Here is a 24,124-nt window from a genome sequence, read left to right on the forward strand (position 1 = left end):
TATAGAACTTCGTCCCGTTTGCGTTTGGTGGGTTGCAATTAAGACTAGCAGACTAAACGTTTGCCGAAACCACTAGCTACCATTTCAAACCACCCCCAATACGTTCCCTCTCCTTGCATCCGAGTTTGCACGCTTTCTAAAGACGGTCGGCTGTGCTTAGGCTGCGGTCGTACTCGGGAGGAAATAGCGAGCTGGCTGAGTGCTGACCAGTCCACCCGCCTGCAAATAGTTGAGCAGGCCCGCAAACGTCTGAAACGGGACGATTGAACGAACTCTCGCATTGCCCTTTAGTAGTGCGGCAGCGCATAACTATTCGTGTTGCGGATGATTGCGCGAAAAAGATGGATACAAGTTTGCGGTAGAGCTCTCTCGAGAGCTTCAGTTTATACCATTTTTTTCGCGAGCGTCCTTGCGTTGGCGGCAGTATTGGGACTCTCCCTCCAACTTGGGGCTCTGCTGGGAATCGCGCTTGGGATAATCCTCTTCCTTCGTGGGTCGTCACGAATCTCCTTACTCGCGTCTGCGCTCATTTTCCTCAGCGCTACAGTAGTTTACCTTTCTCGCCAACCGAGCAATGAAAGGACCTGGCTCGCCGAATACTCGAAACAGCCGAAGATTCAATTCGTTGAGCGAGATATGAGGATCGAAGATCTCCGCGACTTCCGATGGAAATCGGAGTTCGAGTTCGAACAAAACTGGATCAAATCGACTTACAAACTGAACTACCTTAATGGGCTAGAGGTGATCGTCGTCCCACTCGCCGATTCGGAATTGGCCGCCCACGTTATGCTGTCGTTCACCTTCGAAAATTCGGAGCCATTGTTGGTATCCGTTGAGGCAAGACGAGAAATCGGCGAGCAATATAGTCTGACAGCAGGGGCTACTCGCCAATTTGAGTTGGCATACGTTTTTGGTACCGAAAGCGATCTCTTGGCACTACGTATCCTACACCGGGGCGACATCGTATATAGCTTTCCCATAAAAGCAGACAGGGCCTTTATCGAAGCCCTACTGCGGGAGCTGGCGGATACGGCCAACAGCCTCGTGGACACCCCCAAGTTTTACCAAACCTTGAGGACAAACTGCACCACTACGCTTTTCGAACATACAAACCAGGTGCTGGACGAGACACTGCCATGGGAAAAAGGCATCCTGTTTCCAGCCAAACTGGGAGAGCTCCTCCATCGAAGAAAACTCGTGGATACGGAATTGGGATGGTCAGATGCTAAACAGCTCTTTCGGTTAGACGAAAGAGCCAGAGTTGAGGCCAAACGGAGCGGATTCTCCGAGGCACTTCAAAAAATCAGAACAACAAGGATAATCTCCCCGAGTGCCATCGACTAATCCTCTAGGTCGACCAAGTTGGCGACACTAGCGTCCACCGCATCGGATAGTTCTTCGTTGCCACAAGCGGCAAAAGCTAAAGCAGCTAGAATCAAGGCTAGGATCGAAGTCGTAGTTCTGGAAGCTTTGTATTTCATGCATTCCCCATTTCAGTATCCATGCCAGAATACAAAAAAAGGGAAATATTCCACGATACCAGAGGGGAGAAAAAAATCTTCGCCCTACGCGACTCCCCTCAATTGAGGGGAAAAATCATATTTGCAAGTAGAGCTAGTGCGTAATGCACGACTCCTTCACTCACAAAGCGATTTGATCTGCTCAACACTCAGCTCCAGCAAATCAGATGGCCCCTCACTATTAATGTATTCAACGAGGCATTTGCGAAGGCAGGTAACCACCGGATTGTCTTTGGCCCCTAGATCCACGCTACAGAGGATCAGACGTCCTTTTCCAACCTTGACCTCAAACGCCAAAGCAAGACGCCTGACGTGGAACCAATCATCCACCACCCGTATGATGGGGTTCACCGATTCGGGTAGTAGGTCCAAGTTCATGGCCGCCGCATTTTTGATAACGTACCACCACTGCCAATCGCTATACTTCCCAGTCGGAAATCCGTCCAAGGCTGGATGTTCCGGATCGCAGAGGACGCCCATCGTATGAGGAGCTTGTTCGTTGGTCCAGGATGTGTTCCAAAAAGTCGTCGAGAAGCCGAGTTGAACCGGACCATTCTCGTCTCCCTTAACCCTGTCTGGATCCAACTGAAGCAGAACGGTTTCTCCCGCATTCAATCGAGCCTCTGTTTCCTCATCCAGTTCAGACACCATCGACGGGTCTCCCAATTTGGAAGATTCCTGATCTTTTGAATACAACCAAATCGACCAATCGTTTTCAATCGTCGTCCCTTCGATTCCCAAAACAAAACGGTAGCGGGCCGGAGTCGCCAGTCCCTTGAAATCCAAGGAAACAATACCGAGCGGTAACAAACCATCCGGAGGCAAATCACGGCTGGGTAGCGTTCCCGCTAGTACCACTTCCCCTTCGTCATTAAGCATCTTCCACTCGGGTACAGCCGCTTCGATTGTCTTCTCGCCATAATGAGCCAATTCCAAATCAATGCTCACAGATTCTCCATCTTGGAAAACTCGCTTTGGGAATCGGGCCAGCGGCGTGATAGCTGAAGCGAAACGTCTATATTCTTCGGCAGAGATGTAAGCCTTTGAATCCCAAAAGGGATCGAGGACTCCGACTAGCGCCGTTCCCTGCCCGGGAAAGTCATGTAAGTCGAGTAACTGAAAACCGCCCATCTCAGGCGTCCGGAGGGCCGACTCGATATCCTCCTTGTAGCAGAGTGCCTGCAAAGTACCGGAGGCCATCACAAACTCATCCGCCAGATGCGACATGCCTTTATCGGCAAGCCATTTTTGGAAAATCTCAAAATTCTTCGGCTTCAAGTAGCCGGTATATTTAGACATCTCCTTGAAGTTTGGATACACACACCATTGCCCGATTTCGTGGCTCACGGTGGGGACATTTTGCTCTCGAATGAACACCCGATAGTCTGATACCGTTTCAGGCGGTAACGCGTTGATGCGAGAGCCGAGACCTTCCTCCCAATGTTGAATTCTCGGTTCAGAATGGATGTGGTAATCGTTGCCGGAAATAAGGGGCCAAGCGGACGCTCCCGTGTACAGCCTGCGTCTGTCTTTCTTCTTGCGACGCCTCAACCAGCTTTGCAGCCACTTTTCATGATTATCCCCCTGCGGTTCATTTCCTGAGGCCATCAGAACAAAAGAGGCATGGTTACCATAGCAATCAAGAATGCGGTTCGACTCAGCTTCGATCCATCCATCCACTCCATCACCGTCGCCAAGCGAGACGCTCTGGTTAGGCCAAGAGCCAGCCTCAATCTGAATGTAGACTCCCATCTCATCGGCGAGTCTGATTGCCACTTCCGGTGGACACCAAGAATGGAAACGCACGTGATTGAGGCCATGTGCCTTTACCGTGGAGTAAACCTTTTTCCACTCTTCTTCCTCCGTAGGAGGGTGTCCCGTCTTAGGGAATATACAGCACTCCAAAGTCCCCCTCAGAAAGAGTTTCTTACCATTGATGTACAACTGCCGATCTCTTGCTTCGATCTTTCGGAATCCGAAACGGACTGGGTAATTTTCAACCTCCGATGCGGCGAGCTCTTTGAGCTCGAGCGAGAACTCATATAGAAACGGATTGAACTCATCCCAAAGAGAGGCGTCTCCATCAAACCGATACACAAGCTCGAAGGCGACAGCTTCATCGGAAATGGCAATCTGACACGGTTCGCACTTTCCTTCTAGCGGTTGCGACTTGCCGATCGGCGCAACCGCGGCTGCAAGAGTGATCTCCTGACGCTTCTCAAAAATCGATTTCAAAGTACCACGCACTTTGACGTCTTTTTTCGCTGCGTCAGGATAGAGCTGCAAATCTTCCACCCATATAGGATCCATCGCTTGTAGTTCTAATCTACCGACGATCCCATTCCAGTTCCCTTGGGTGTGATCGGATATGCTATGAGAGTTCTCGCCCAAATCGATAAGTAGCGAGTTGTCGACGCGAATGGTGATCCGGTGCGATTCGCAATTAGTCGCCAAGCCAAGTTCATAGACATGGGGAACGCTCAGACTCATATTCGAACCAATTTCTTTACCATCGAGCCAAACCGTTGTTTTCCAGTGAGTTCTCTCGAGAAATAGAACGATGCGTTTACCGAGCCAAGATTCCGGAACCTCGAAGCTCTTTTCAAACCAGGACGCACCTGAATAATAGAGCTCCGGCTGCAACCAAAACGGAACCTTCACATTCCCATCTTCCCGGTATTCAGCGAAACGATCGGACTCGTAGTATGAAGGATCAAAGACACTACCAATCCAAGGAGTTTTGGCGGTAACTTCGTTTCCGATTCCTTGGGAAGTCAGGTCTCCGGGTAAGCGAGCTTGATCGGGCAGAGTCTTGCCATACCAAGCCTCGTCCAAACCAACCCCATTCGGGTCCAAGGCGAAATTCCATTGTCCAGCGAGGGACAAAACTTTGCTAGTCCGTGATATCACAGCAGGAGTATTCAAACTCATAGTAGACTAATTCAATTCGGGTTTTGGAGTAGCTTACACCTCGGACATCGCGGCGAGCCCTGCTTCCGCCAAGGATTTTAGCTTATCGAGCCGTATGGTCTGGGCCTCTTGTAGCTTATCTTCAAATACAAGGAGATTCGGAAGCGAAGTCGCAAAGTAATCAATCTTCGCCTTCTTTCCCCTAAGCTCTTCCGTGTAAGCGATCATCGATTTGAAAAGTTTGACGGCCTCCGCTTCTTCGCCGAGCTCCCGGAGCGACAACCCCTTGAAATAAGAGAGTTCCGAGAAGGCGACGACTTCCATATTCTGAAAATCATTGTCCTCGCTAGCGCTCTTGTGGAAAGCTTCCCTCGCTTCCGTTTCTCGACCGAGGGCCCGCAGAGCCCGACCGATCCAATAGTTCACGTCAGCCTTGGCTTGCAGCAGGTGATAAGCCTCACCCAAGTTTTCCGGTGTCTGAAGAGCCGACTCAAAGTACCCCAAGGCGGTTTCGTTCTCCCCTCGCTCCAAGCACACCTCACCTAAGAGCAACTTGGCACGTGTGTATTGACGCAACACCTTTCCTTCGCCGCCTTCCCACGGATGAAAGCGACGAGTCTCCAAAAGCTCCAAGGCTTCTTCCGCGCGACCACAAGAGTTCAGCAGTTCGGCATAAGCGACACAGGCGTCGTCTCTCGACAAAACCAAATCAATTCTCGATTCTAGATAGGCCAAGCGCTCATCTTCCGCTTCGCCTAGACGCTCACGCAGCTGATCAAACTCGGAAACCAAACGGGCATCAGCCGGATCCGCCGCGATCGCCTTGACATAGGCCTCTCTCGCTTTCGTCCCGTCACGTTCCAGATTCCAGTAGGCAATCCCCAGATTACGCTCCGTGGTGGAGTAACCGGATCCTAACGCAATCGCCGACTCCCAAGCCGCAACCGCGTCGCTGTGACGGCGTCGATCATAGTATAGGTTTCCAAGACCGTAGGAAGACAGCCACCCCTTCTTCTGAGCTTTCGCCCATTCGAGGACAATCATCTCTTCCAGCCGAAATGGGAAAAAGTAGTCCGCCTTCTGAGCTTCCGCTTCCAGCAAGGTCTCCTTCGCACTTTCGAGATCAACTGACTGAGCTTGAACCCACGCCTTTAAGAACAATATCGACTGAGAGCGCTCTAGTGGATTCGGTACCGATACCGGTTCAACGGGTGAACTCAAGTGCCAATCGATCAGTTTCAAGACGCTTTCGTATTCACCAATGGATACGTAATCAAACGCGATATCCAAAACTGTCTGAGCGTCGTTTCGGAAGGTGCCCAGGAAGCCTTCTCTTCCCTCTTGCGACAATCCCTTACCTTCCCAGCTGCTCCAGGGATCAAGCGGATCTATAGCAGCTATTTCGGCTAGGATCGACTGAGCTCCCTTCAAATCTCCAGACTTACGCAAGCAAATCGCAAGCAAGGTCTTGGCGCTATTGCTTGAAGCATTCGTCTCTAGGCTGCTCTTGGCATGCTCGATCGCTTTTGAAAGATCGCCTTTCTTTAAATCGAGACAGGCAATTGCATAATAGGCAGCGGCTCGCCATTCGTAATTCCAAGTGGACTTGTAGAAATACGCGTAAGCAGCTTCATCCTCTCCCAAATAACGTTTGGCAAGTCCCGCGTAATAGAGCGTTTCGCCATCGGCAGGATTCGGGTGCAACGCGGTCAATCGTTTCAATGCTGTATCCAAATAAGCGCTCGCCTTAGCAAACTCTCCGCGTCGTAAAGCGGCTTTTCCGAGCGCTGCGTTGCTACGTGAATCACAGGCATCCCGCTTCAAGGCCTCGTTCCAGTAAAGCTCTGGGTCACGCGTAGGATGACGATACTGCTCTAAATGTTCTCCGACCAAGAAGAGCTCTTCGTTCGAAACGATGTCCTCAGGCAGAGCGGGCTCTTTCGCCAGCTCGCGACTTGGTGCGGCATCTCTTTTACCTAATGGACGATATTGCCCCAGCAAGGTTCCATCGCTGTCAAAAACCGAGACGAGAAGGCTTTCTTCAGATTCGCCAGCCAGACGTAAATCGACGGCTCTCCATGTTTCGCCGGGTTTCAAATCAAGAGTTTCCTCCAGCAATACGGAGGCAGTCTCCGATACTCGAACCGTCAGCCCTGTCCGGTTTCTGGATACATTTAGCCCGAGCTCGATAGAGCGGTCGTTAGCGACCACGCATCGGATAGCGACCTCTTCGTTCGCCTCTTGCACAGGCCCGAGCTTCTGGATTGGCCACCAAAATTGAGAGAAGGTTTTAGTCTCATACGGCAAGAGGTAGGAGAAGTCTGGCTGGTTATCTGTATAAACTCCGGCCATCAACTCAACGTAAGGCCCTCCTTCATCGGTCAGCTCGCGGTCCCAAGCCCAGCCAAATCCATGATTTCCCCAAGTCCACTGCTTCTTGCCCGGAGACAAATGTTTGTTGGCCACATGAACGAATCCGCCTTCAGCCGCGTAGTCGTAACCACCAAAGAAGCTACCATCTGTTTCACAGACCATATAACTGGTGGGTACTGGAATGTTCTTGTACCAGCTTAGATCATTGGCTCCAGTCCGGTTTTGGTAGTCGACTCCATAATACGGATTATTGGCCTGCGGAAAAGAGCTCATGGCACGCACTGCATGGTCCGCCACGTAGGATACATCCGGCGGGAAGAAGCTCTGGAACTGGTCGTGCACCTTGGCCGCCACGTTTGCCCACCAGAGGAAAGTTTGGGTAACTGGAGTCCGGTTGAAAAGCCGGGCTCGAAGTTCCACCAAGGAGCTTCCGGGACGCAGCCGGATACCATGCATTCCCTTCATCCGTTGCAGGGGATCAAGCTCCGACATCCAAACTGTTCGCGCTCCGTCGGCTTCCTCTTCTATGAAAACATCGGATGGCAAATAAGTGCCCGGACGATGGTGCTGCGGCCAATTAAATTCTACACCACCTGAAAGCCAGGGACCAGCAAGGCCCACCAGAGCTGGCTTGATCACATCTTGGCGATAGAAGAAGTCGTAGTTCGCATTGGTCTTATCTTGCCCTTTGAAAATTCGACCACCGATTTCCGGCATCAACTCGAGGTAGACGTATTCGTTCTCCAACGACGCTATCGTGTAAGCCTGATCGACGGGCTCGTCGTAGACCTTATCCACAAAGGGGACCGGGTATACCTTGCCACTCGATCCTTGATAGATCCGTTTCTCGAAAAAAAGCGGATTCTTCTCTGGTTCTCCCAATGGGTAAGTCGGGATCTGACGTTTGCTAATATGGGCTTCTACACTCATGGAAATCGGGTGATGGGTGATGCTTGAGGCCGGACATTCTAATACGAAGCACTTGGTATTGCAATAGGTCCAATTAACGCCCTTGATGGACAATCCTATGATTTCCAAAACAGAGGGTTTCCCCAGTGAAAAGTTGATTCGCACCCCGCTAGAGTCTCTAAACCGACTCAAACAGCTCCCCTTATGCAAATCCCTCTACGTAACGGATATCGGCTATTTTCCTGAGGCAAGAAACCACTTCGTGCGGCGTGAAGACGGCTGTCCAAACCACATTTTGATTTACTGCATCGGCGGCCGAGGATTTTTGACGATCGAAGGAAAAACGAGTTCGATCGATAGCGAGCAAGCGATTCTCATCCCTGCTGGAATTTCTCACGAATACGGATCCTTGCCGGGAGAGAGTTGGAGAATCTACTGGATCCATTTCAACGGAACGGAAGCAGCGGAGCTGTGCGGACAACTCCGGGAAGAATCGTGTCACACACTTTTTCTACCTCGCCCAGCGCCCATCACCGCCGCCTTCGACGATACCCTTCGCTGGGCCCAACGAAGTCACACTCCCGCTTCCCTCATAGCATTTAGCGGCAGCTGCTCAAACCTGCTTGGACTGGTGGCCGAGGGCCGTCGCCCCAGCGCGAAACGCGCCCGCCTCGTGGAGGACCGCGTTCGCTCAACAATCGGGCGGATGCAAGAAACGCTACGCAATCCGCTGGACCTAGAGGAGCTAGCCTCAGAGGCGGCCCTCTCCGTACCGCATTATTGCACTGTCTTTCGCAAGCAAACCGGCAGCTCCCCCATGCAGGTGTATACGCATTTTCGGATACAGCTAGCCTGCGACCTTTTGCACAAGACGCAACTCACCGTAAGAGAGGTGGCGGAAGAAGCAGGCTATCAAGACGCCTACTACTTTTCGCGCACCTTCAAACGCGTAATGGGAATGGCTCCGAGAGACTACCGTTTGACCTTAGAAAACGCCCAATCACCGGGGTGACGTTTAGCGAAACTCCATTGAAAAATGAGCTTTCCACTCGCACTGGATAGAGAGTTTTCCGATCTCAAGATGCTTGCCTGATTCGTCGAATTCCGGCTTCAGTCCAGAATACTCCAGATCAACCATGTATTCATAATCCTCTAACATGGGATGAAAAACGAGCACCATTTGATCACCCTCCAATTTCTCTTGAAAGCGTTTCAGGCTGATCTCCCATGGCCTTCCAAGATAAAAATGGTCCGCAAGCAGCTCTCCATCAATGAAGGCCAACCCACGATCTCCCACGTAAGGAACCGACAGAATAACATCGTTCACATCGCGAAGATCGCCCTTCAAGGACAAGGCCAACTTCCGCTCCGAGATCGCTTCCACCTGAAGCTCCGGGCTATCACCTGTCAGTTCAAATTCGTAACTCTTGAAGGAGCGGTGGATCGGAGCAATCTCTCGGGCAAGCGCGGTTTCGGAGTTCAGCACAAAACCAGAATCGGCCGATAGGACGTGCACTATCGCCCGCTTTTCGCCTCGCTGCAAAAGCTCCATTTGCCCCTTGGACGGAAGCAAAGTCGCCTCGGAAAAATACAAGACATCCCCTTCTCCCTGCCACGCTTGGCAGGACATGCTCTGCGGAATGATCACAAACCGCACGCTTTCGATCGAGAAGGAGCTGATGGATTCATCAGGCAAAGCGATTTTCGTAACTCCGTCTACAGTATCAACAGCGAGATCGTCGTCAGATTCCACTTTTTGGATACCTTCGAAAACTATCTCAGCCGGTAGAGAATTCCGACTGGAAAAAACAAATAGCGATTTTCCATCTTCAACCGCGAGCTCGCTGAGAGGCTGCACGGTGGCTGACTTGATACGAATATCTCCGCAATCGAAATTCAAAGGCAAGATGGCATAACACTCCGAGGGCACGTCAAAGCTCCCAGCCTCGGGAATCCTTAGATTCGAATCCTCGAAGGCTACAGTAATCGAGACATCCTCGATTGTCTGCGTATCCAGATGATCCTGAAAGTTGTGCAAAAACACAAAACCGGATTCCCCATGCGTGCGAGTAGCGTAGCGTAGCGTATCCGTATTGTCCGGACGAATATCCGCATTCGTCTCCGGTAAGGTGGTTTTCATTGGAGCGAGACGAGATCCAAAGGATTCCAAGAAAAGGTGGATCTCGTTAAGGCTGCGGTGATGCGAACGAATCTGTCCATACTCGCCGATCGGAGCTTGGAAGTCGTAGTTGATTTTTGGAACGCCATTGCTTTCCTCACTCATGAAGAGTCCATCAACCACCGGCGTGGATCCACCGTGATACATGTAGTAGCCAATCCCGTTCGACCCACTGCCAAGGATCCTTACGATCATGGGGGCCACGCTATCGGGATCGACCATTGGCCGACGCTTCCAAGTAGCAACGATACCAGGGCCGAGTTCCGCTGGGATGGACGGATAGCGAGTCGCCTCGAAACTGACGGGTGAATAGTCCGGCTCGGCATGTATATCCTTGTAGAGATAAAATGGTGACGGCTTCGGTTTGGACCAAAACGGATAAGCGTATCCAGCGGTTACCGGCAGACTACCCTTTTGCACGATAGCGGCATTGCCCCAACCGGTCGCCGTATAAAGCGGAACCTCCATGCCGTGCTTTTTAGCGATCAGCTTAAGGGTCGACATGTGGTCCATGCCATATTCCGCATTTTCATTGACCACTCCACTTACACTCACCCCCGCATGGGTCACATCCACATCGCGATCCGCCACCGTGTATTCGCGAGCTGCTCCCGCGTAAGTGATCTCCCAAGGAGCCGCGGAATGCTGAAACTCGTTTTCCAACTGAACTCCTATGATCGGACCGCCATCTTTGAACAAAAGCCCTTCCAGCTGCTGCGCAATTTCACCATAAAGCCGATCAACCAGCTCAAGGTAGCCCTCGTCATTAGAGCGAATTTCGAAGGGTTGCCCGTAAAGCCAATCCGGCAATCCGCCGTTGCGCATCTCTCCATGACAAAAGGGCCCGAGGCGAACCACCACTTTCATGTCGTTGGCCGCACAAGTTTCCACAAAGCGGCGTAGGTCCAGGTTTCCCGACCAGTCGAAAGTCCCTTGCTGGGCTTCATGGAGATTCCAAAACACGTAGCTAGACACCACGGTGATGCCGCCCGCCTTCATCTTGCGAATCGACTCGTCCCATTTCTCTTGCGGATAGCGGGCGAAGTGCAGTTCGCCAAAGACAGGCACGATCGGCTCACTATTCCACTCCAGATAGTAGCTATTCACGTCCAAGCGATCGCCGGACGGGGTTTCGCCGCCTAGATCTAGGTGGCCACGCTCAATCTGCTTTTCGGTCGGATCAATCCGGATTTCATAGTCCATGGCCTGAAGGGAAGTCGATAGGGTTAGAAAAGCCGCGCTTGCGGTCAGGCAAATTACTTTAATCGAGGTCATACGGTCTTTTGGGATGCGAAATAAGCCACCCAAAGTACCAATGGACAGTAAGATAATCCATGCACCTTCCGAGCAAGCTGCATGGATTATCTGATGCATGCGGCCGACTTGCGAAGCCGGCAGTCTGGCACGAGCTTTGCAATTGGGCGAACAGTGTGCCTACAACAGGCGCACTGCCACAGCTTCCCACCTGACTTCCTCTACAACTATGGATTCCGACATTGCATTTCGCACGATAGCTCTTGCTCTTGGCATGGGCTTAATGCTCACCGTCATAGCCCACAAGTTCGACTTTCCCACGATTGTGCTGCTTTTTGGAGGCGGCCTACTGCTAGGCCCCATTGGCCTCGGCTGGATTCAGCCAGACAGTCTTGGCCACATTATGCCGGTCATCGTATCCCTCTCCATCGGCATCATTCTTTTCGAGGGAGGCCTCACACTTAAACCCAAGGACTATCTGGCGTCCCCCACCATCATCAAATTGCTCCTAACGGTGGGAGTAGGCATCACCTGGCTTTGCGCCGCGGCAGCGGTTTATTTTGTCTTCGACGCTTCGTGGCAAATCTCGCTGCTCTCAGGAAGCCTCGTGGTCGTTACTGGCCCAACTGTGATTGTGCCCATGCTACACCGTTTGCGGCTTAAGCCGAAACTCGGCTCCATCCTGCACTGGGAGGGCGTGCTCGTCGATGCCGTGGGGGTTTTTCTCGCCGTTTTCTGTTACGAGCTCGTCGTGCTGGACGGTGGCGGCTCCGCGGTAGGCGGATTGCTTCTTCGTCTTTCCGTGGGCTTAGTACTCGGCGCGGTCGGCGGCTTCGCTATCCAGCAATGTTTGGAGCGAAGCTGGATCCCCGACTCGCTTACGAACCCTTTCGCCCTCGCCGCAGCGGTACTAGTCTTTGGGTGCGCAGAGTTCATTTCCCATGAAGCGGGACTGCTCGCGGTAACTATCGCCGGCGTTGTGGTGGGACGGCGACGCTCTTCCGAAGTTCGACAGATCCAAGCCTTTAAGGCCGAGCTTACCGATATCCTGATCGCCACCCTTTTCCTACTCTTGGTAAGCCGACTCGATCCTACTGCCTTCCTACAGAACCCATGGCTTTTCGCTATCGCAGTTCTTCTCGTAATGCTTTTTGGACGGCCGCTTAACATCCTTGTCTGCTCCATCGGAAGCGGCTTGCAGTTGAAAGATAAGCTCTTTTTGGCCTGGGTCGCGCCAAGAGGAATTGTCGCCGCCTCCATGGCTTCTCTTTTTGCACTTCAACTCGGAAGCTCGCCTGAACACGCAGACGAAGCAAACCTAGTGGAAACCTTTGTCTACACCACCATATGCGGCACCGTAGTTGTCCAAGGCTTAAGCGCTGGTTGGTGGGCCAGAAAACTCGGCGTGTCGCGCGGAAAAGCGGAAGGCTGGCTCATCGTAGGAGCCCATTCTTTTGGGCGAGCCCTCGCTCGAGTGCTGGTCAACAATGGAGGCTCTGCCCTACTCATCGACAGCAACCAGCGAAATATCGACAACGCCAAACGTGACGGACTAGACGCAGTACTCGATGACGCCCGTGATGCGGAAAATCTTCGCGACGAGGAACGCTTCCAAAACGTCGGCCAACTCATCGCCCTAACCGATAACGTGGACCTCAACACTCTGGTAGCTCATCGCTGGCAAAGCTACCTTGGCCGCAACAACATCTATGCCTGGTCGCCTCGTACTGAAACCGACTCCTCAGAGCCTTTGGAAACCGTATTCAACGACCTGCCAGAGCCGAGCATCGTTTCCGCCGAATTGGAAAACGGCAGCTCCCAACTGGAGCTATCAGAATCACCAGTTAAAGAACATGAAGTCGTGCTGATGCGCGTGGACTCAAACGGGTTCAAGCCGCTTTCTCGCAACGAAGTACCAGATTCAGGCAAGCTTCTGCGCTTGGCCCGCCAGCGAAGCAGTTTGGGTCGAGCCGTGGAGCGAGGCGGGATATACCGGATGGGACCTATGCGCAGCTTGGACCATGTGTATCGAAAGCTTTGCGACGAAGCCTTGCTGGTAGAACCCCGACTGGATCGGGAAAAAGTTTTGGAAGAGCTTGCGGAACACGCCCGACGACGCTCACCAATCTTCGGCGAAGATGTATCCGCCCTGCACTTATATAGCCCTGTTCTCGAGCGAACCCTGTGCCTTCTTGCTTGGCTTGAAGAACCTGTTAGCTCGCGCAGCGGTAACTCTGAAGTGGAATTTGTCTTCCTTTTCCTCAGCCCGACCGACGATCCGGAAGAACCATTGCCCTTACTCAGCCAGTTCGTCCACCTCTGCCAAGACCACGACGAACTCCACGCATGGGCCTCTAAACAGGAAACAAGAAAGCCGATCTGAGCCAGCCCATGATCCCGACTTCCACGCGGCTGTCCTATGCTAACGGATACATAGAACTCGGCATGCTAAAAGAAGCAAACGAGGAGCTTGCCGCAATCGTAGGCTCCGACCGTTTGCTCGACGACGTCTTATCTCTACGGACCAAACTTTACCTGGAGATGGAAAACTGGGAGCTACTTGCCGCCACCGCCAAGCAACTTGCCCAGCAAGCCCCGCAACTTGTTCACGCTTGGATCCACTGGGCCTATGCGCTCCGGGAAATGAACCTAAACGCTCAAGCCAAAAGCATAGCGCTTGATGGCCTGAAACAACATCCAAGGAACGCCATCCTCTGGTTTAACCTAGCCTGCTACTGCTCGCTACTCGGCGAGCTACAGGATTCGTCTGACCACTTGGATACGGCCATAAAACTGGACAAAACATTCGAAAAGGAAGCGGTCGACGACCCTGACCTAACCGCCCTGTGGGACTGGCTGAAAAGTGACACCTAATCCAAGAAGACTCCAGTCTTCACAAAAAAACGCCGTACCGAACGAGTCGATACGACGTTGGAAAAACTAGGCTAAAGCTTGCAACTAGAGGGGCAAGTTGGTCGCGCCCATCAAGTACTGATCCACTGCGCGAGCGGCTCCGCGACCTTCATTGATGGCCCAAACGATCAAACTTTGACCACGGCGAGCGTCACCTGCGGCAAAGATACCGTCCACATTAGTAGCGTATTTGCCGTAAGCCGCCTTCGCGTTGCTGCGTTCGTCGGTTTCGACGCCGAGCTGCTCGATTACAGTCTGTTCTGGTCCGAGGAAGCCCATGGCAAGAAGAGCGAGCTGAGCTGGCACTTCCTTTTCACTGCCTTCCACTTCGGCTGGGATGAAGCGTCCTTCTGGATTCTTCTTCCACTCAACCTCGACAGTACGGAGAGCGCGCAAGTTGCCGTCGTCGTCACCGAGGAATTCCTTCGTCATGACGAGATACTGGCGTGGATCTTCACCTTGCTTGGCGATTGCTTCTTCTTGCCCGTAGTCAACTTTCAATACGCGAGCATACTGCGGCCACTCGTTGCCGGGGGCACGTTCTTCGCTCGGACGTGGCATGATTTCCAGCTGGATAACGCTTTCGCAACCGTGGCGAAGCGATGTACCCACACAGTCAGTACCAGTATCGCCACCACCGATGACGACCACATTCTTACCCTTGGCAGAGATGTAGTTTCCGTCTTCGTGCTTGGAATCGAGCAGGCTCTTTGTGTTGGCTCCGAGGAACTCCATAGCGTAGTGCACACCCTTGAGCTCACGGCCAGGAACCGGAAGATCACGCGGCTTAGTCGCGCCTGTACAGATGACTACGGAATCGTAGTCGTCCTTAAGGCGGGAAGCGGCAATGTCCTTGCCGATTTCCACACCGCAGCGGAATTCGACGCCTTCGTCTTCCAGAAGTTTGACCCGGCGAAGGACTACTTCCTTCTCCAGCTTCATGTTCGGAATACCGTACATCAACAATCCGCCTGGACGATCCGCGCGCTCGTAAACGACAACTTCGTGGCCGGCTTGGTTAAGCTGGTCGGCGCAAGCGAGACCCGAGGGGCCAGAGCCAACGACTGCGACCTTCTTGCCGCTACGCTTTTCGGGGATGTTAGCTTCTACCCAACCTTCCGCGAAAGCGCGGTCGATGATGGAAACTTCGTGATGCTTGATGGTGACCGGCTTCTGATTGATGCCCAATACGCACGAGCTTTCGCAAGGCGCTGGACAAACTCTACCGGTGAATTCCGGGAAGTTGTTGGTCTTCATCAAGCGTCCGAAGGCATCCTTCCAACGCCCCTTGTAGACAAGGTGATTCCACTCCGGGATCAAGTTATTGACCGGACAACCGGCGATGCCGGTGAAATGCGCCGAATCGCCGGCATGGCAAAACGGAACGCCACAATCCATACAACGAGAGGCTTGAGCCTTGATCTCGTCTTCTGGCATTTCCTCGTGCACTTCCTTCCAGTCGCTCAAGCGAGCGATTGGGTCGCGGTCGTGCGCGTTCTGGCGTTCTTGTTCTAGAAATCCTGTTGGTTTTCCCATGATTTGAATTCTCTTTCGAGTGTCTCGCTTTCGGGGTTTACGCCAATGAGGCGAGGTGCATATCGAAGGCTTCCACCGCGATATCGTATTCGTTGTCGAACTTCTTGGTGGCGCGAGCCTTATCCATGAGTTCGAGCATCTTCTCGTAGTCGGTTGGCATTACCAAAACGAACTTGCTGAGGGTCGCTTCCCAATCTTCTAGGATTTCAGCTGCCACATCGGAACCGGTCTGCTCCTTGTGCTCTTCAATCAAAGCCTTCAACTCAGCCACGTGCTCGGGCTTGTCGACACCTGCCAAACGAACCATCTCCATGTTGCACTTGGAGGCGAAGGTTCCATCTCGGTCCAGCACGTAAGCGATGCCGCCGGACATACCCGCCGCGAAGTTGCGACCCGTTTCGCCGAGGATTACCGCACGACCACCGGTCATGTATTCGCAACCGTGATCACCCACGCCTTCGACAACAGCGGTAACACCAGAGTTTCTAACACAGAAACGCTCTCCTGCGATTCCTCGGATAAACGCCTTGCCGGCTGTTCCGCCGAAGAATGCGACGTTACCGATGATCACGTTCTCGCGAGCATTGAAAGGAGCAGTCTTGTCTGGGTAAACAACCAAGGTTCCGCCCGAGAGTCCTTTGCCGAAGTAGTCATTGGAATCACCTTCTAGCTCGAAGCGTACGCCCTTAGCGGTGAAGACGCCGAAACTCTGCCCCGCAGAGCCCTTGAACTTTACGTTGATGGTGTCCTCCGGAAGTCCATCCCCCTTATAGATCTTGGAGATCTCGTTGGATAGCATCGCTCCTACCGCACGGTCCGTATTCACGATACCATACTCGAGGCTGACCTTTTCGCAGTCCGCAAGAGCAGCGGCCGCGTCCTTGATGAGCTTGCGGTCGATGATCTTGTGAATGAGGTGCTGTTGCTCCACGGTTTGGTACAAGCTATCGCTCTCGTAAGGCTCTTGCTTGAAGAGGACTGGCGAGAGATCGACGCCCTTGTACTTCCAGTGGTCGATATCGTCACGGAATTCCAAACACTGGCTCTGGCCCACCATCTCGTCGATAGTGCGGAATCCAAGCTCAGCCATGATCTCGCGAAGACCTTCGGCCATGAAAGTGAAGAAATTAACCACGTGCTCCACCTTGCCGCGGTAACGGCTGCGGAGCTCACGGTTTTGAGTAGCGACTCCCACTGGGCAAGTATTCAGGTGACACTTACGCATCATGATACAGCCTTCAACGATGAGGGCCGCGGTGGCGCTTCCCCACTCTTCCGCTCCGAGAAGCGTAGCGATGGCCAAGTCGCGAGGCGTCTTCAACTGGCCATCTGTCTGCACGACGATACGGCTGCGGAGACGGTTGCGAACGAGCGTCTGGTGCGTTTCGGAGAGACCAAGTTCCCAAGGAAGACCGGCGTGCTTGATGGAGCTCAATGGAGATGCTCCGGTACCACCGTCGTATCCAGCGATCAATACCACGTCAGCGTATCCTTTACAAACACCAGCAGCGATGGTGCCAACACCCGCTTCAGAAACGAGCTTTACGTTGATACGCGCATCACGGTTCGCATTCTTCAAGTCGTAGATCAGCTGAGCCAAATCCTCGATCGAGTAGATATCATGGTGAGGTGGTGGAGAGATGAGGCCCACACCTGGAGTTGAGCCACGAGTCTTACCAATCCAAGCGTCCACCTTGTGTCCGGGAAGCTGGCCACCTTCACCTGGCTTCGCGCCCTGAGCCATCTTGATCTGAAGCTCATCGGCGTTCGTCAGGTAGTAAGAGTTAACTCCGAAACGACCGGACGCGACCTGCTTGATTGCGGAACGCATCGAGTCACCATTTTCTTCAGGAGTGAAGCGGATCGGATCCTCTCCCCCTTCTCCAGAGTTCGACTTACCGCCAAGACGGTTCATCGCGATCGCCAAAGTAGTATGAGCTTCCCAAGAGATGGAACCGAATGACATCGCTCCAGTTGCGAAGCGCTTGAAGATCTTTTCCGCTGGTTCGACTTCCTCGAGAGGGATGGCCTTACGGTCGGACTTGAACTTCATCAGGCCGCGCAGCGTGAAGGCTTCGCGAGACTGGTCGTCCACGTTGCGAGCATACTCGCGGAAGACGTCCGCGTTGTTGGTCGCAGTCGCTTGCTGAAGTAGACGGATGGTGGTCGGGTTGAAGAGGTGACGCTCCCCGTCCTTACGCCATGCGTAGGAACCGCCGGACTCGAGTTCGTCTTCTTCGAAAATATCCTCATCGCGAGGGAAACCTGCGCGGTGCTTAGCAAGAGCTTCGCGAGCGATTTCGTCCAACCCGATACCTTCGATACGGCTGACGGTTCCAGTAAAGTACTTGTCGATGACCTTCTTGTTGACACCGAGAGCTTCGAAAATCTGAGCGCCTTGGTAGGACTGCAGAGTCGAAATACCCATCTTGGAGAAGATCTTCAGCAAGCCGCTGTTAACCGCCTTACAGTAGCGGTAGTACAAGGTCTCGTCGTCGAATGTGGAATCGATAACACCTTCGTCGCGCAGCTGGCCGAGCGTTTCGAGCGCTAGGTAAGGATTTACCGCCGCAGCTCCGTAACCAACCAAAGTCGCCACGTGGTGCGTTTCCCAGACGTCTCCAGCTTCCACGACGATTTCCGCATCGGCGCGGAGACCCTTGCGAATCAGGTAGTGGTGAACTGCCGCAGTCGCGAGGAGCGATGGCACGGGAGCGTGGTCGCTATCGATGCTGCGGTGCGAGAGAATGATGATCTGGTAGCCCTCGATAGCAGCATCGCGAGCATCGCGGCAAATGCGATCCAAGGCGAGCTCGAGAGCTCCTGACTTGCCGTTGGCAGGGAAGGTACAATCGATGGAGCGAGCCTGGAAGTGGTCGTGGTCGATGTGCTTGATCTTGAGCAGATCCTCACTGGAAAGCACTGGCTGACGGATTTCGATCTTATGACAGTGACGCGGTGTCTCGGTCAGCAGATTGAGGGAACCACCAATGTAACTCTGCAAGGACATGACCATCTCTTCGCGGATCGGGTCGATCGGAGGATTTGTTACCTGCGCAAAGAGTTGCTTGAAGTAGTTGGACAGATGCTGCGGCTTGTCGGAGAGAACAGCCAGAGGATTGTCCGCGCCCATCGATCCAAGCGGTTCTTTGGCGGTGCCAACCATACCAGCTAGGATTAGATTGAGATCTTCCTCGGTGTAGCCAAAGGCCTTCTGGCGGGCTGCCATGGTGTACTTGCTACGTTGGATAACGCTGCCATCCGCTTCAGGAAGGTCCTCGAGAGTGATCTTGTGCTTGGCTAGCCACTCACCGTAAGGCTGGCGGGATGCGATGTCCTGCTTCACTTCATCATCCGAAATGATTCGGCCCTCAGCGAGGTCAGCGATGAAGATCTTGCCTGGCTGGAGGCGGCCTTTCTTAACCACAGTAGCAGGGTCGACTGTCACAGCTCCCGTTTCCGATCCCATGATGACCATATCGTCGTCTGTAACGAGATAACGAGAGGGACGCAGTCCATTGCGGTCCAGCGTGGCGCCGATGACATTGCCATCTGTGAAAGATACCGAAGCAGGTCCATCCCAAGGCTCCATGATGCAGGAGTGGTACTCGTAGAAAGCGCGCTTAACCGGATCCATGTCGTCCTGCTTTTGCCAGGCTTCCGGAATGGCCATCATCATAACGTGGGCAAGTGGACGTCCGCTGAGAACCAAAAGCTCGATAACCATATCAAGGTTGGAACTGTCGGACATCTTGCGGTCGCAGATAGGATGAAGCATCTTGAGCTCCTCCTTGCTGAAAACGTCAGACTCTAGCAGCTCTTCACGGGCGCGCATCCAGTTGATGTTGCCACGCACCGTGTTGATTTCCCCATTGTGCGATAGGAAACGGAAAGGCTGCGCCAAGCGCCACGCCGGGAAAGTGTTGGTCGAAAAGCGGGAGTGGAACATCGCAAGCGCCGAAACCACCTTGTCCTGCTGGAGATCGAGGTAGTACTTGCGAACCTGATCGGTGGTGAGCTGCCCCTTATAGGTGATGGTGCGAGACGACATCGAGATGATGTAGAAATCGGAACCGACGCCACTGACAGTTTCCAAAGCAAGGTGGATCGTGTAGTTGCGAGCCACATAAAGCTTACGCTCGAACTCGACCGTGGAGAGTTCTTCGGGCTTGGCCACGAAGACTTGCTCGATGTTTGGCTCCGTATCGAGAGCCGCCTGCCCGAGAGAAGAGTTGTCTACAGGAACTTCGCGATAGCAGATAACCGAAAGGCCCAAGGTCTCGAGATTGCGATCCAAGATCTCGCGGCACTCTTCGCGCTGGCTCTTGTCAGCTGGGAAAAAGACCATGCCAACACCGTACTCGCCCGCATGCGGCAGACGGATGTCGCGCTTGGCGCAATCCTCCATGAAAAAGGCATGCGGGATCTGAATGAGCAATCCTGCGCCATCACCACAACAAACATCGTAGCCAGTACCACCACGGTGCTCCATGTTGGTAAGCATGGTGAGGGCATTCTCAATTACTTCATGGCTCTTGCGCCCCTTCAGATTCGCCACAAAACCGATACCACAGCTATCGTGCTCCAGCTCCGGGCAGTGAAGCCCCATCTTCTCTTCTTGGTTATCGATCATATGCGTAAGTCGTTATAGTTTTGTAAAATCGTAAGTCACTGACGATACGGATGTTACACGACAAAAAAACGGCTACTATTAGTAGTCGTCATTCCGAGCATGAGTAATTATTATCGGCAGTTATATAAAGTTGTATGCGCAATCGCACACCTCACAAGACAAAATGTGCCCGCCCTGCGTTTTCGTAGCCGCCTCCTGCAGGACCTACTATCCGGCCATAGAGGGATGACCCCTGACGCTTGGGAAATGCTAATGAGACCAATCGAGAAAAACGGGGATTGACGTTTCGAGAAACGCAGGTCACTCCCGCGCCGAATCCGACAAGAAGCGCTTTTCAGTCGCTTAGAACTTCAAGCTTGGCGACTCTTTAGCATAATCCGCCAGACAGCCAAACTTTCGCTCCGGTCTGCGGAGCTCAAAAATACCAGAATCAAACTTTCCTGACGAAAACTCGCCAAGTGGCACGCTACCCGCACTGCAACTTGGTCACATCCACATACCTATGGCCATCCGCGTCGCCCTCAGCCACAAAACCCACTACAGTTACGATCGACTCGCCACCTTGGGGCCCCAAGTCATCCGGCTCCGCCCCGCCCCGCACTGCCGCACCCCGATCGTGAGCTACTCTCTCAAGATTACTCCTGCTGACCACTTCCTAAATTGGCAGCAAGACCCGCAGAGCAACTATCTCGCTCGACTCGTGCTCAACGAGCCGACGCGCGAATTCGGCTTGGATATCGATCTGGTCGTCGATCTCGCTCCGATCAACCCTTTCGACTTTTTCCTTGAGGACTACGCCGAGGAATTCCCCTTCAAGTATTCAAAAGGAGCCCAAAAGGAGCTGCGTCCCTACTTCGCGAAGATGCCCATGCGCTCTCGCATGAAGGAGCTCGTCGAGTCGATCGAGCAAACGGGCAAGATGCGCACCATCGACTTCCTGGCCCACGTGAACCAGAAGATCAATGGCATGCTAGGCTACACTTTGCGTATGGATCCGGGAATCTTCACGCCTGAGCGCACTCTGAAGGAGGGCAAAGGAAGTTGCCGCGACATGGCCTGGCTCATGGTCAACGTTTTCCGACGCCTTGGGCTGGCCGCGCGTTTCGTGTCCGGCTACTCGATACAGCTGGTTGCCGACGAAAAGCCAGTCGACCCGAACGCGCCAGCAGGGGTGGAGCAAGACATTTGCGACTTGCATGCGTGGTGCGAGGTCTATCTCCCTGGAGCGGGTTGGGTAGGGCTCGACGCCACTAGCGGACTCTTCTGCGGTGAAGGACATATCCCGCTCGCCGCTTCCGCCAACGCGAACGAAGCAGCGCCTATCACCGGCGGTATTTCGAAATGTAAGTCCGAGTTCAACGTGTCCATGTCCGTGACACGTATCCACGAGGACCCACGCGTCACCAAACCCTACACAGAAGGTCAATGGGACGCAATCCTCGCCCTTGGTGACCGCGTGGACAAACGTCTGCAAGACGGAGACGTCCGCCTATCGATGGGGGGAGAACCGACTTTCGTATCGAACTACGACCAAGAGGGCGAAGAATGGAATACAGGTGCAGTTGGTCCTACTAAGAAGCCACTATCCGAAAAGCTGATACGCCGGCTAAGAGCCCGCTTCGGGCCAAAAGGTTTGCTGCACTACGGCCAAGGAAAATGGTACCCAGGGGAGCCGCTTCCTCGCTGGGAGCTCGGTCTCTACTGGCGCAAGGACGGCGTCGGCATGTGGGAAAACGAAAAGTACTTGGCCGATGAGACCAAAGACTACGGCTACACTCACGAAGACGCCAAAGAGCTCGTATCCGAAATCACCAGACAGCTTGGAGTCGAGCACAAGTACATCAACACCGCCTACGAAGACCCGGTTAAATACTCCCTGCGTGAGCGCGAATTGCCGATCAATGTCGACCCGCTCGACTCGCGGCTGGAAGATCCACAAGAGCGCGAGCAGCTGCTCAAGGTGTTCAGCCGAGGCCTGAACACTCCAGTCGGCTACGTCCTTCCTGTCGAAAGAGCCTACCACCACGACGGACCCACTTGGCACAGTGGCATTTGGGCCCTTCGCGGCAAAAGACTTTACCTTTCGCCCGGAGACTCGCCTCTCGGACTACGTCTCCCCTTGGAAAGCCTTCCTTGGGTTAAGGACGACGAGTATCCATACATTCACCCCTCTGATCCTTCCGCGACATGGCACCCAAGATTGCCTGGAAGAAGAGCGATCATCGTTCCCCAACAACGCGAGAAAGACCAATCCCTTCGTGAAGCTGAGAAAGCAGCCGAAGAGGAACGCAAAGCGGCCGACAGCTTTGAGGAGATTTTCGAAGAGGAACGCCAAAACACAGTTCCGCAGCTCGGGGAATCTGCCCCTTGGGTAATCCGCACCGCGCTCTGTGTGGAATGTCGCAAGGGTAAGCTCTACGTCTTCCTTCCACCTGTATCCAAAATCGAAGACTATATCGATTTGATCGAAGCCATCGAGCACGCAGCCACCATCGTGGACAAGCCAGTGCTAATCGAGGGATACACGCCTCCCCACGATCCAAGAGTCGAATACATGAAAATAACGCCTGACCCAGGTGTTATGGAGGTGAATATCCAACCCGCTTACGCTTGGCGGGAAATGGTTAAGAACACGGAAATAATTTACGAGGAAGCCCGAAATCTAAACCTCGGTACCGACAAGTATCAGCTCGACGGCCGCCACACCGGAACAGGCGGAGGCAACCACATCGTAGTTGGCGGATCTACTCCAGCAAACTCCCCCTTCCTGCGCCGCCCAGATTTGCTGAAATCGCTCATCGGTTTCTGGATGAACCATCCGTCTCTAAGCTACCTGTTTAGCGGTTTGTTCATCGGACCTACTTCTCAAGCGCCTCGTGTGGACGAAGGTCGCCCCGACGCTGCCTACGAGATGGACATAGCTTTCCGCCAAGTCCCTCGTCGCGACGAAGGCAGCATTCCGCCATGGCTGGTTGACAGAATCTTCCGCCACTTGCTGACCGACCTTACCGGAAACACGCACCGAGCCGAATTCTGCATCGATAAGATGTTCTCGCCGGATAGCGCTACTGGACGACTAGGATTGGTCGAGTTCCGTGGCTTCGAAATGCCGCCGCACGCTCGCATGAGCCTCACTCAACAATTGTTGCTGCGAGCCCTGATCGTTCACTTCTGGGAAACTCCCTACGAAGCGCCGCTCACTCGCTGGCTGACACAGTTGCACGACCGTTTCCTCTTGCCACATTACGTGCAAGAGAACTTCGAACTGGTGATCAACAAACTGCACGACGCAGGATTCCCCTTCCAGCTGGACTGGTTCACCACCCACTTCGAATTCCGCTTCCCAATCATCGGGACCGTGACCTACGACAATGTCACCATCGAGCTCCGCCAAGCGATCGAACCTTGGCTGGTGCTCGGGGAAGAAGCCGGCGGAGGCGGTACCGCGCGCTACGTCGACTCCTCGATCGAACGTCTACAGGTCAAAGTCACCGGACTAAACGAGCACGCCAACGCCATCGCTGTAAATGGCATCGAGCTACCCTTGTCGCCGACTAACCAGCCTGGCGTATTCGTAGCAGGAGTACGCTACCGTGCTTGGCAACCGCCAAGTTGCCTCCACCCGACCATTCCGGTTCACGCTCCCTTGGTCTTCGATCTCATCGATCGACTCAACTCTAGAGCAATCGGAGGGTGTACCTACTTCGTTAGTCATCCTGGAGGTCGCAGTCATGAAATCTTCCCAGTCAACGCCTTGGAGGCGGAAACTCGACGAGCCGAACGCTTTATCTCATTCGGCCACACGCCGGGAGCATTTCAGATGCGCCGCATCCAGCGAAGCACGGAAATGCCCGTGACACTCGACCTTCGCAGACAGTAACTCGGAGCCTTAGGGCT

General features: G+C 53.6%; 12 protein-coding genes. 6 read left to right on the forward strand and 6 right to left on the reverse strand.

Going from position 1 to position 24,124, the window contains the following annotated elements; all coding sequences use genetic code 11:
• Window positions 1-60 precede the first annotated feature (60 nt).
• Both H5P27_RS20085 and H5P27_RS11150 read left to right on the forward strand, forming a co-directional pair.
• A complete protein-coding gene (locus tag H5P27_RS20085; protein ID WP_185660466.1) occupies window positions 61-267 on the forward strand; it encodes a DUF1289 domain-containing protein in 207 nt (68 codons plus the stop codon).
• Window positions 268-636: 369 nt separating this feature from the next.
• On the forward strand, window positions 637-1,344 hold the full coding sequence (locus H5P27_RS11150) for a lipoprotein N-acyltransferase Lnb domain-containing protein (protein ID WP_185660467.1): 708 nt from the start codon (window positions 637-639) through the stop codon (window positions 1,342-1,344).
• Here the strand turns inward: H5P27_RS11150 and H5P27_RS11155 are convergent.
• From H5P27_RS11155 to H5P27_RS11165, 3 genes are all read right to left on the reverse strand, one after another.
• Entirely contained in the window at window positions 1,341-1,481 is a 141-nt protein-coding gene (locus H5P27_RS11155; protein ID WP_185660468.1) for a hypothetical protein, read from the reverse strand. The genes H5P27_RS11150 and H5P27_RS11155 overlap by 4 nt on opposite strands.
• 156 nt (window positions 1,482-1,637) lie before the next feature.
• A complete protein-coding gene (locus H5P27_RS11160) occupies window positions 1,638-4,451 on the reverse strand; it encodes a glycoside hydrolase family 2 protein (protein ID WP_185660469.1) in 2,814 nt (937 codons plus the stop codon).
• 33 nt (window positions 4,452-4,484) lie between these two features.
• Entirely contained in the window at window positions 4,485-7,733 is a 3,249-nt protein-coding gene (locus H5P27_RS11165; RefSeq protein ID WP_185660470.1) for a DUF5107 domain-containing protein, read from the reverse strand.
• Between the two features lie 97 nt (window positions 7,734-7,830).
• On the opposite strand from H5P27_RS11165, the gene H5P27_RS11170 reads away from it, so the two are divergent.
• Window positions 7,831-8,724: an AraC family transcriptional regulator gene (locus H5P27_RS11170; protein ID WP_185660471.1), complete on the forward strand. Its 894-nt coding sequence runs from the start codon at window positions 7,831-7,833 to the stop codon at window positions 8,722-8,724.
• Window positions 8,725-8,727: 3 nt separating this feature from the next.
• Here the strand turns inward: H5P27_RS11170 and H5P27_RS11175 are convergent, their stop codons facing one another.
• A complete protein-coding gene (locus tag H5P27_RS11175; protein WP_185660472.1) occupies window positions 8,728-11,265 on the reverse strand; it encodes a beta-galactosidase in 2,538 nt (845 codons plus the stop codon).
• Window positions 11,266-11,374: 109 nt separating this feature from the next.
• Here H5P27_RS11175 and H5P27_RS11180 point away from each other — a divergent pair, with 109 nt between their 5' ends.
• The gene (locus tag H5P27_RS11180) at window positions 11,375-13,528 is read left to right on the forward strand and encodes a sodium:proton antiporter (protein ID WP_185660473.1); all 2,154 of its coding nucleotides are present in this window, start codon (window positions 11,375-11,377) and stop codon (window positions 13,526-13,528) included.
• Window positions 13,529-13,536: 8 nt separating this feature from the next.
• Window positions 13,537-14,019: a TPR end-of-group domain-containing protein gene (locus tag H5P27_RS11185; RefSeq protein ID WP_185660474.1), complete on the forward strand. Its 483-nt coding sequence runs from the start codon at window positions 13,537-13,539 to the stop codon at window positions 14,017-14,019.
• Between the two features lie 84 nt (window positions 14,020-14,103).
• Here H5P27_RS11185 and H5P27_RS11190 read toward each other — a convergent pair whose 3' ends face one another.
• Together H5P27_RS11190 and gltB are read right to left on the reverse strand one after the other, a co-directional pair.
• Window positions 14,104-15,594: a glutamate synthase subunit beta gene (locus H5P27_RS11190; protein WP_185660475.1), complete on the reverse strand. Its 1,491-nt coding sequence runs from the start codon at window positions 15,592-15,594 to the stop codon at window positions 14,104-14,106.
• A gap of 37 nt (window positions 15,595-15,631) precedes the next feature.
• Window positions 15,632-20,227, reverse strand: a complete 4,596-nt coding sequence (gene gltB, locus H5P27_RS11195; RefSeq protein WP_185660476.1) for a glutamate synthase large subunit — start codon at window positions 20,225-20,227, stop codon at window positions 15,632-15,634.
• A gap of 502 nt (window positions 20,228-20,729) precedes the next feature.
• Between gltB and H5P27_RS11200 the strand changes: the two genes are divergently transcribed.
• The gene (locus tag H5P27_RS11200) at window positions 20,730-24,107 is read left to right on the forward strand and encodes a transglutaminase family protein (protein ID WP_185660477.1); all 3,378 of its coding nucleotides are present in this window, start codon (window positions 20,730-20,732) and stop codon (window positions 24,105-24,107) included.
• The last annotated feature ends 17 nt before the right edge of the window (window positions 24,108-24,124 follow it).

Source organism: Pelagicoccus albus (assembly GCF_014230145.1).
GTDB lineage: Bacteria > Verrucomicrobiota > Verrucomicrobiia > Opitutales > Opitutaceae > Pelagicoccus > Pelagicoccus albus.

Coding starts and splice junctions, on each gene's coding strand:
- H5P27_RS11150 (WP_185660467.1), top strand. CDS start 637: ATGAGGATCGAAGATCTCCGCGACTTCCGATGGAAATCGGAGTTCGAG.
- H5P27_RS11155 (WP_185660468.1), bottom strand. CDS start 1,481: ATGAAATACAAAGCTTCCAGAACTACGACTTCGATCCTAGCCTTGATT.
- H5P27_RS11160 (WP_185660469.1), bottom strand. CDS start 4,451: ATGAGTTTGAATACTCCTGCTGTGATATCACGGACTAGCAAAGTTTTG.
- H5P27_RS11165 (WP_185660470.1), bottom strand. CDS start 7,733: ATGAGTGTAGAAGCCCATATTAGCAAACGTCAGATCCCGACTTACCCA.
- H5P27_RS11170 (WP_185660471.1), top strand. CDS start 7,831: ATGATTTCCAAAACAGAGGGTTTCCCCAGTGAAAAGTTGATTCGCACC.
- H5P27_RS11175 (WP_185660472.1), bottom strand. CDS start 11,265: ATGCATCAGATAATCCATGCAGCTTGCTCGGAAGGTGCATGGATTATC.
- H5P27_RS11180 (WP_185660473.1), top strand. CDS start 11,375: ATGGATTCCGACATTGCATTTCGCACGATAGCTCTTGCTCTTGGCATG.
- H5P27_RS11185 (WP_185660474.1), top strand. CDS start 13,537: ATGATCCCGACTTCCACGCGGCTGTCCTATGCTAACGGATACATAGAA.
- H5P27_RS11190 (WP_185660475.1), bottom strand. CDS start 15,594: ATGGGAAAACCAACAGGATTTCTAGAACAAGAACGCCAGAACGCGCAC.
- gltB (WP_185660476.1), bottom strand. CDS start 20,227: ATGATCGATAACCAAGAAGAGAAGATGGGGCTTCACTGCCCGGAGCTG.
- H5P27_RS11200 (WP_185660477.1), top strand. CDS start 20,730: ATGGCCATCCGCGTCGCCCTCAGCCACAAAACCCACTACAGTTACGAT.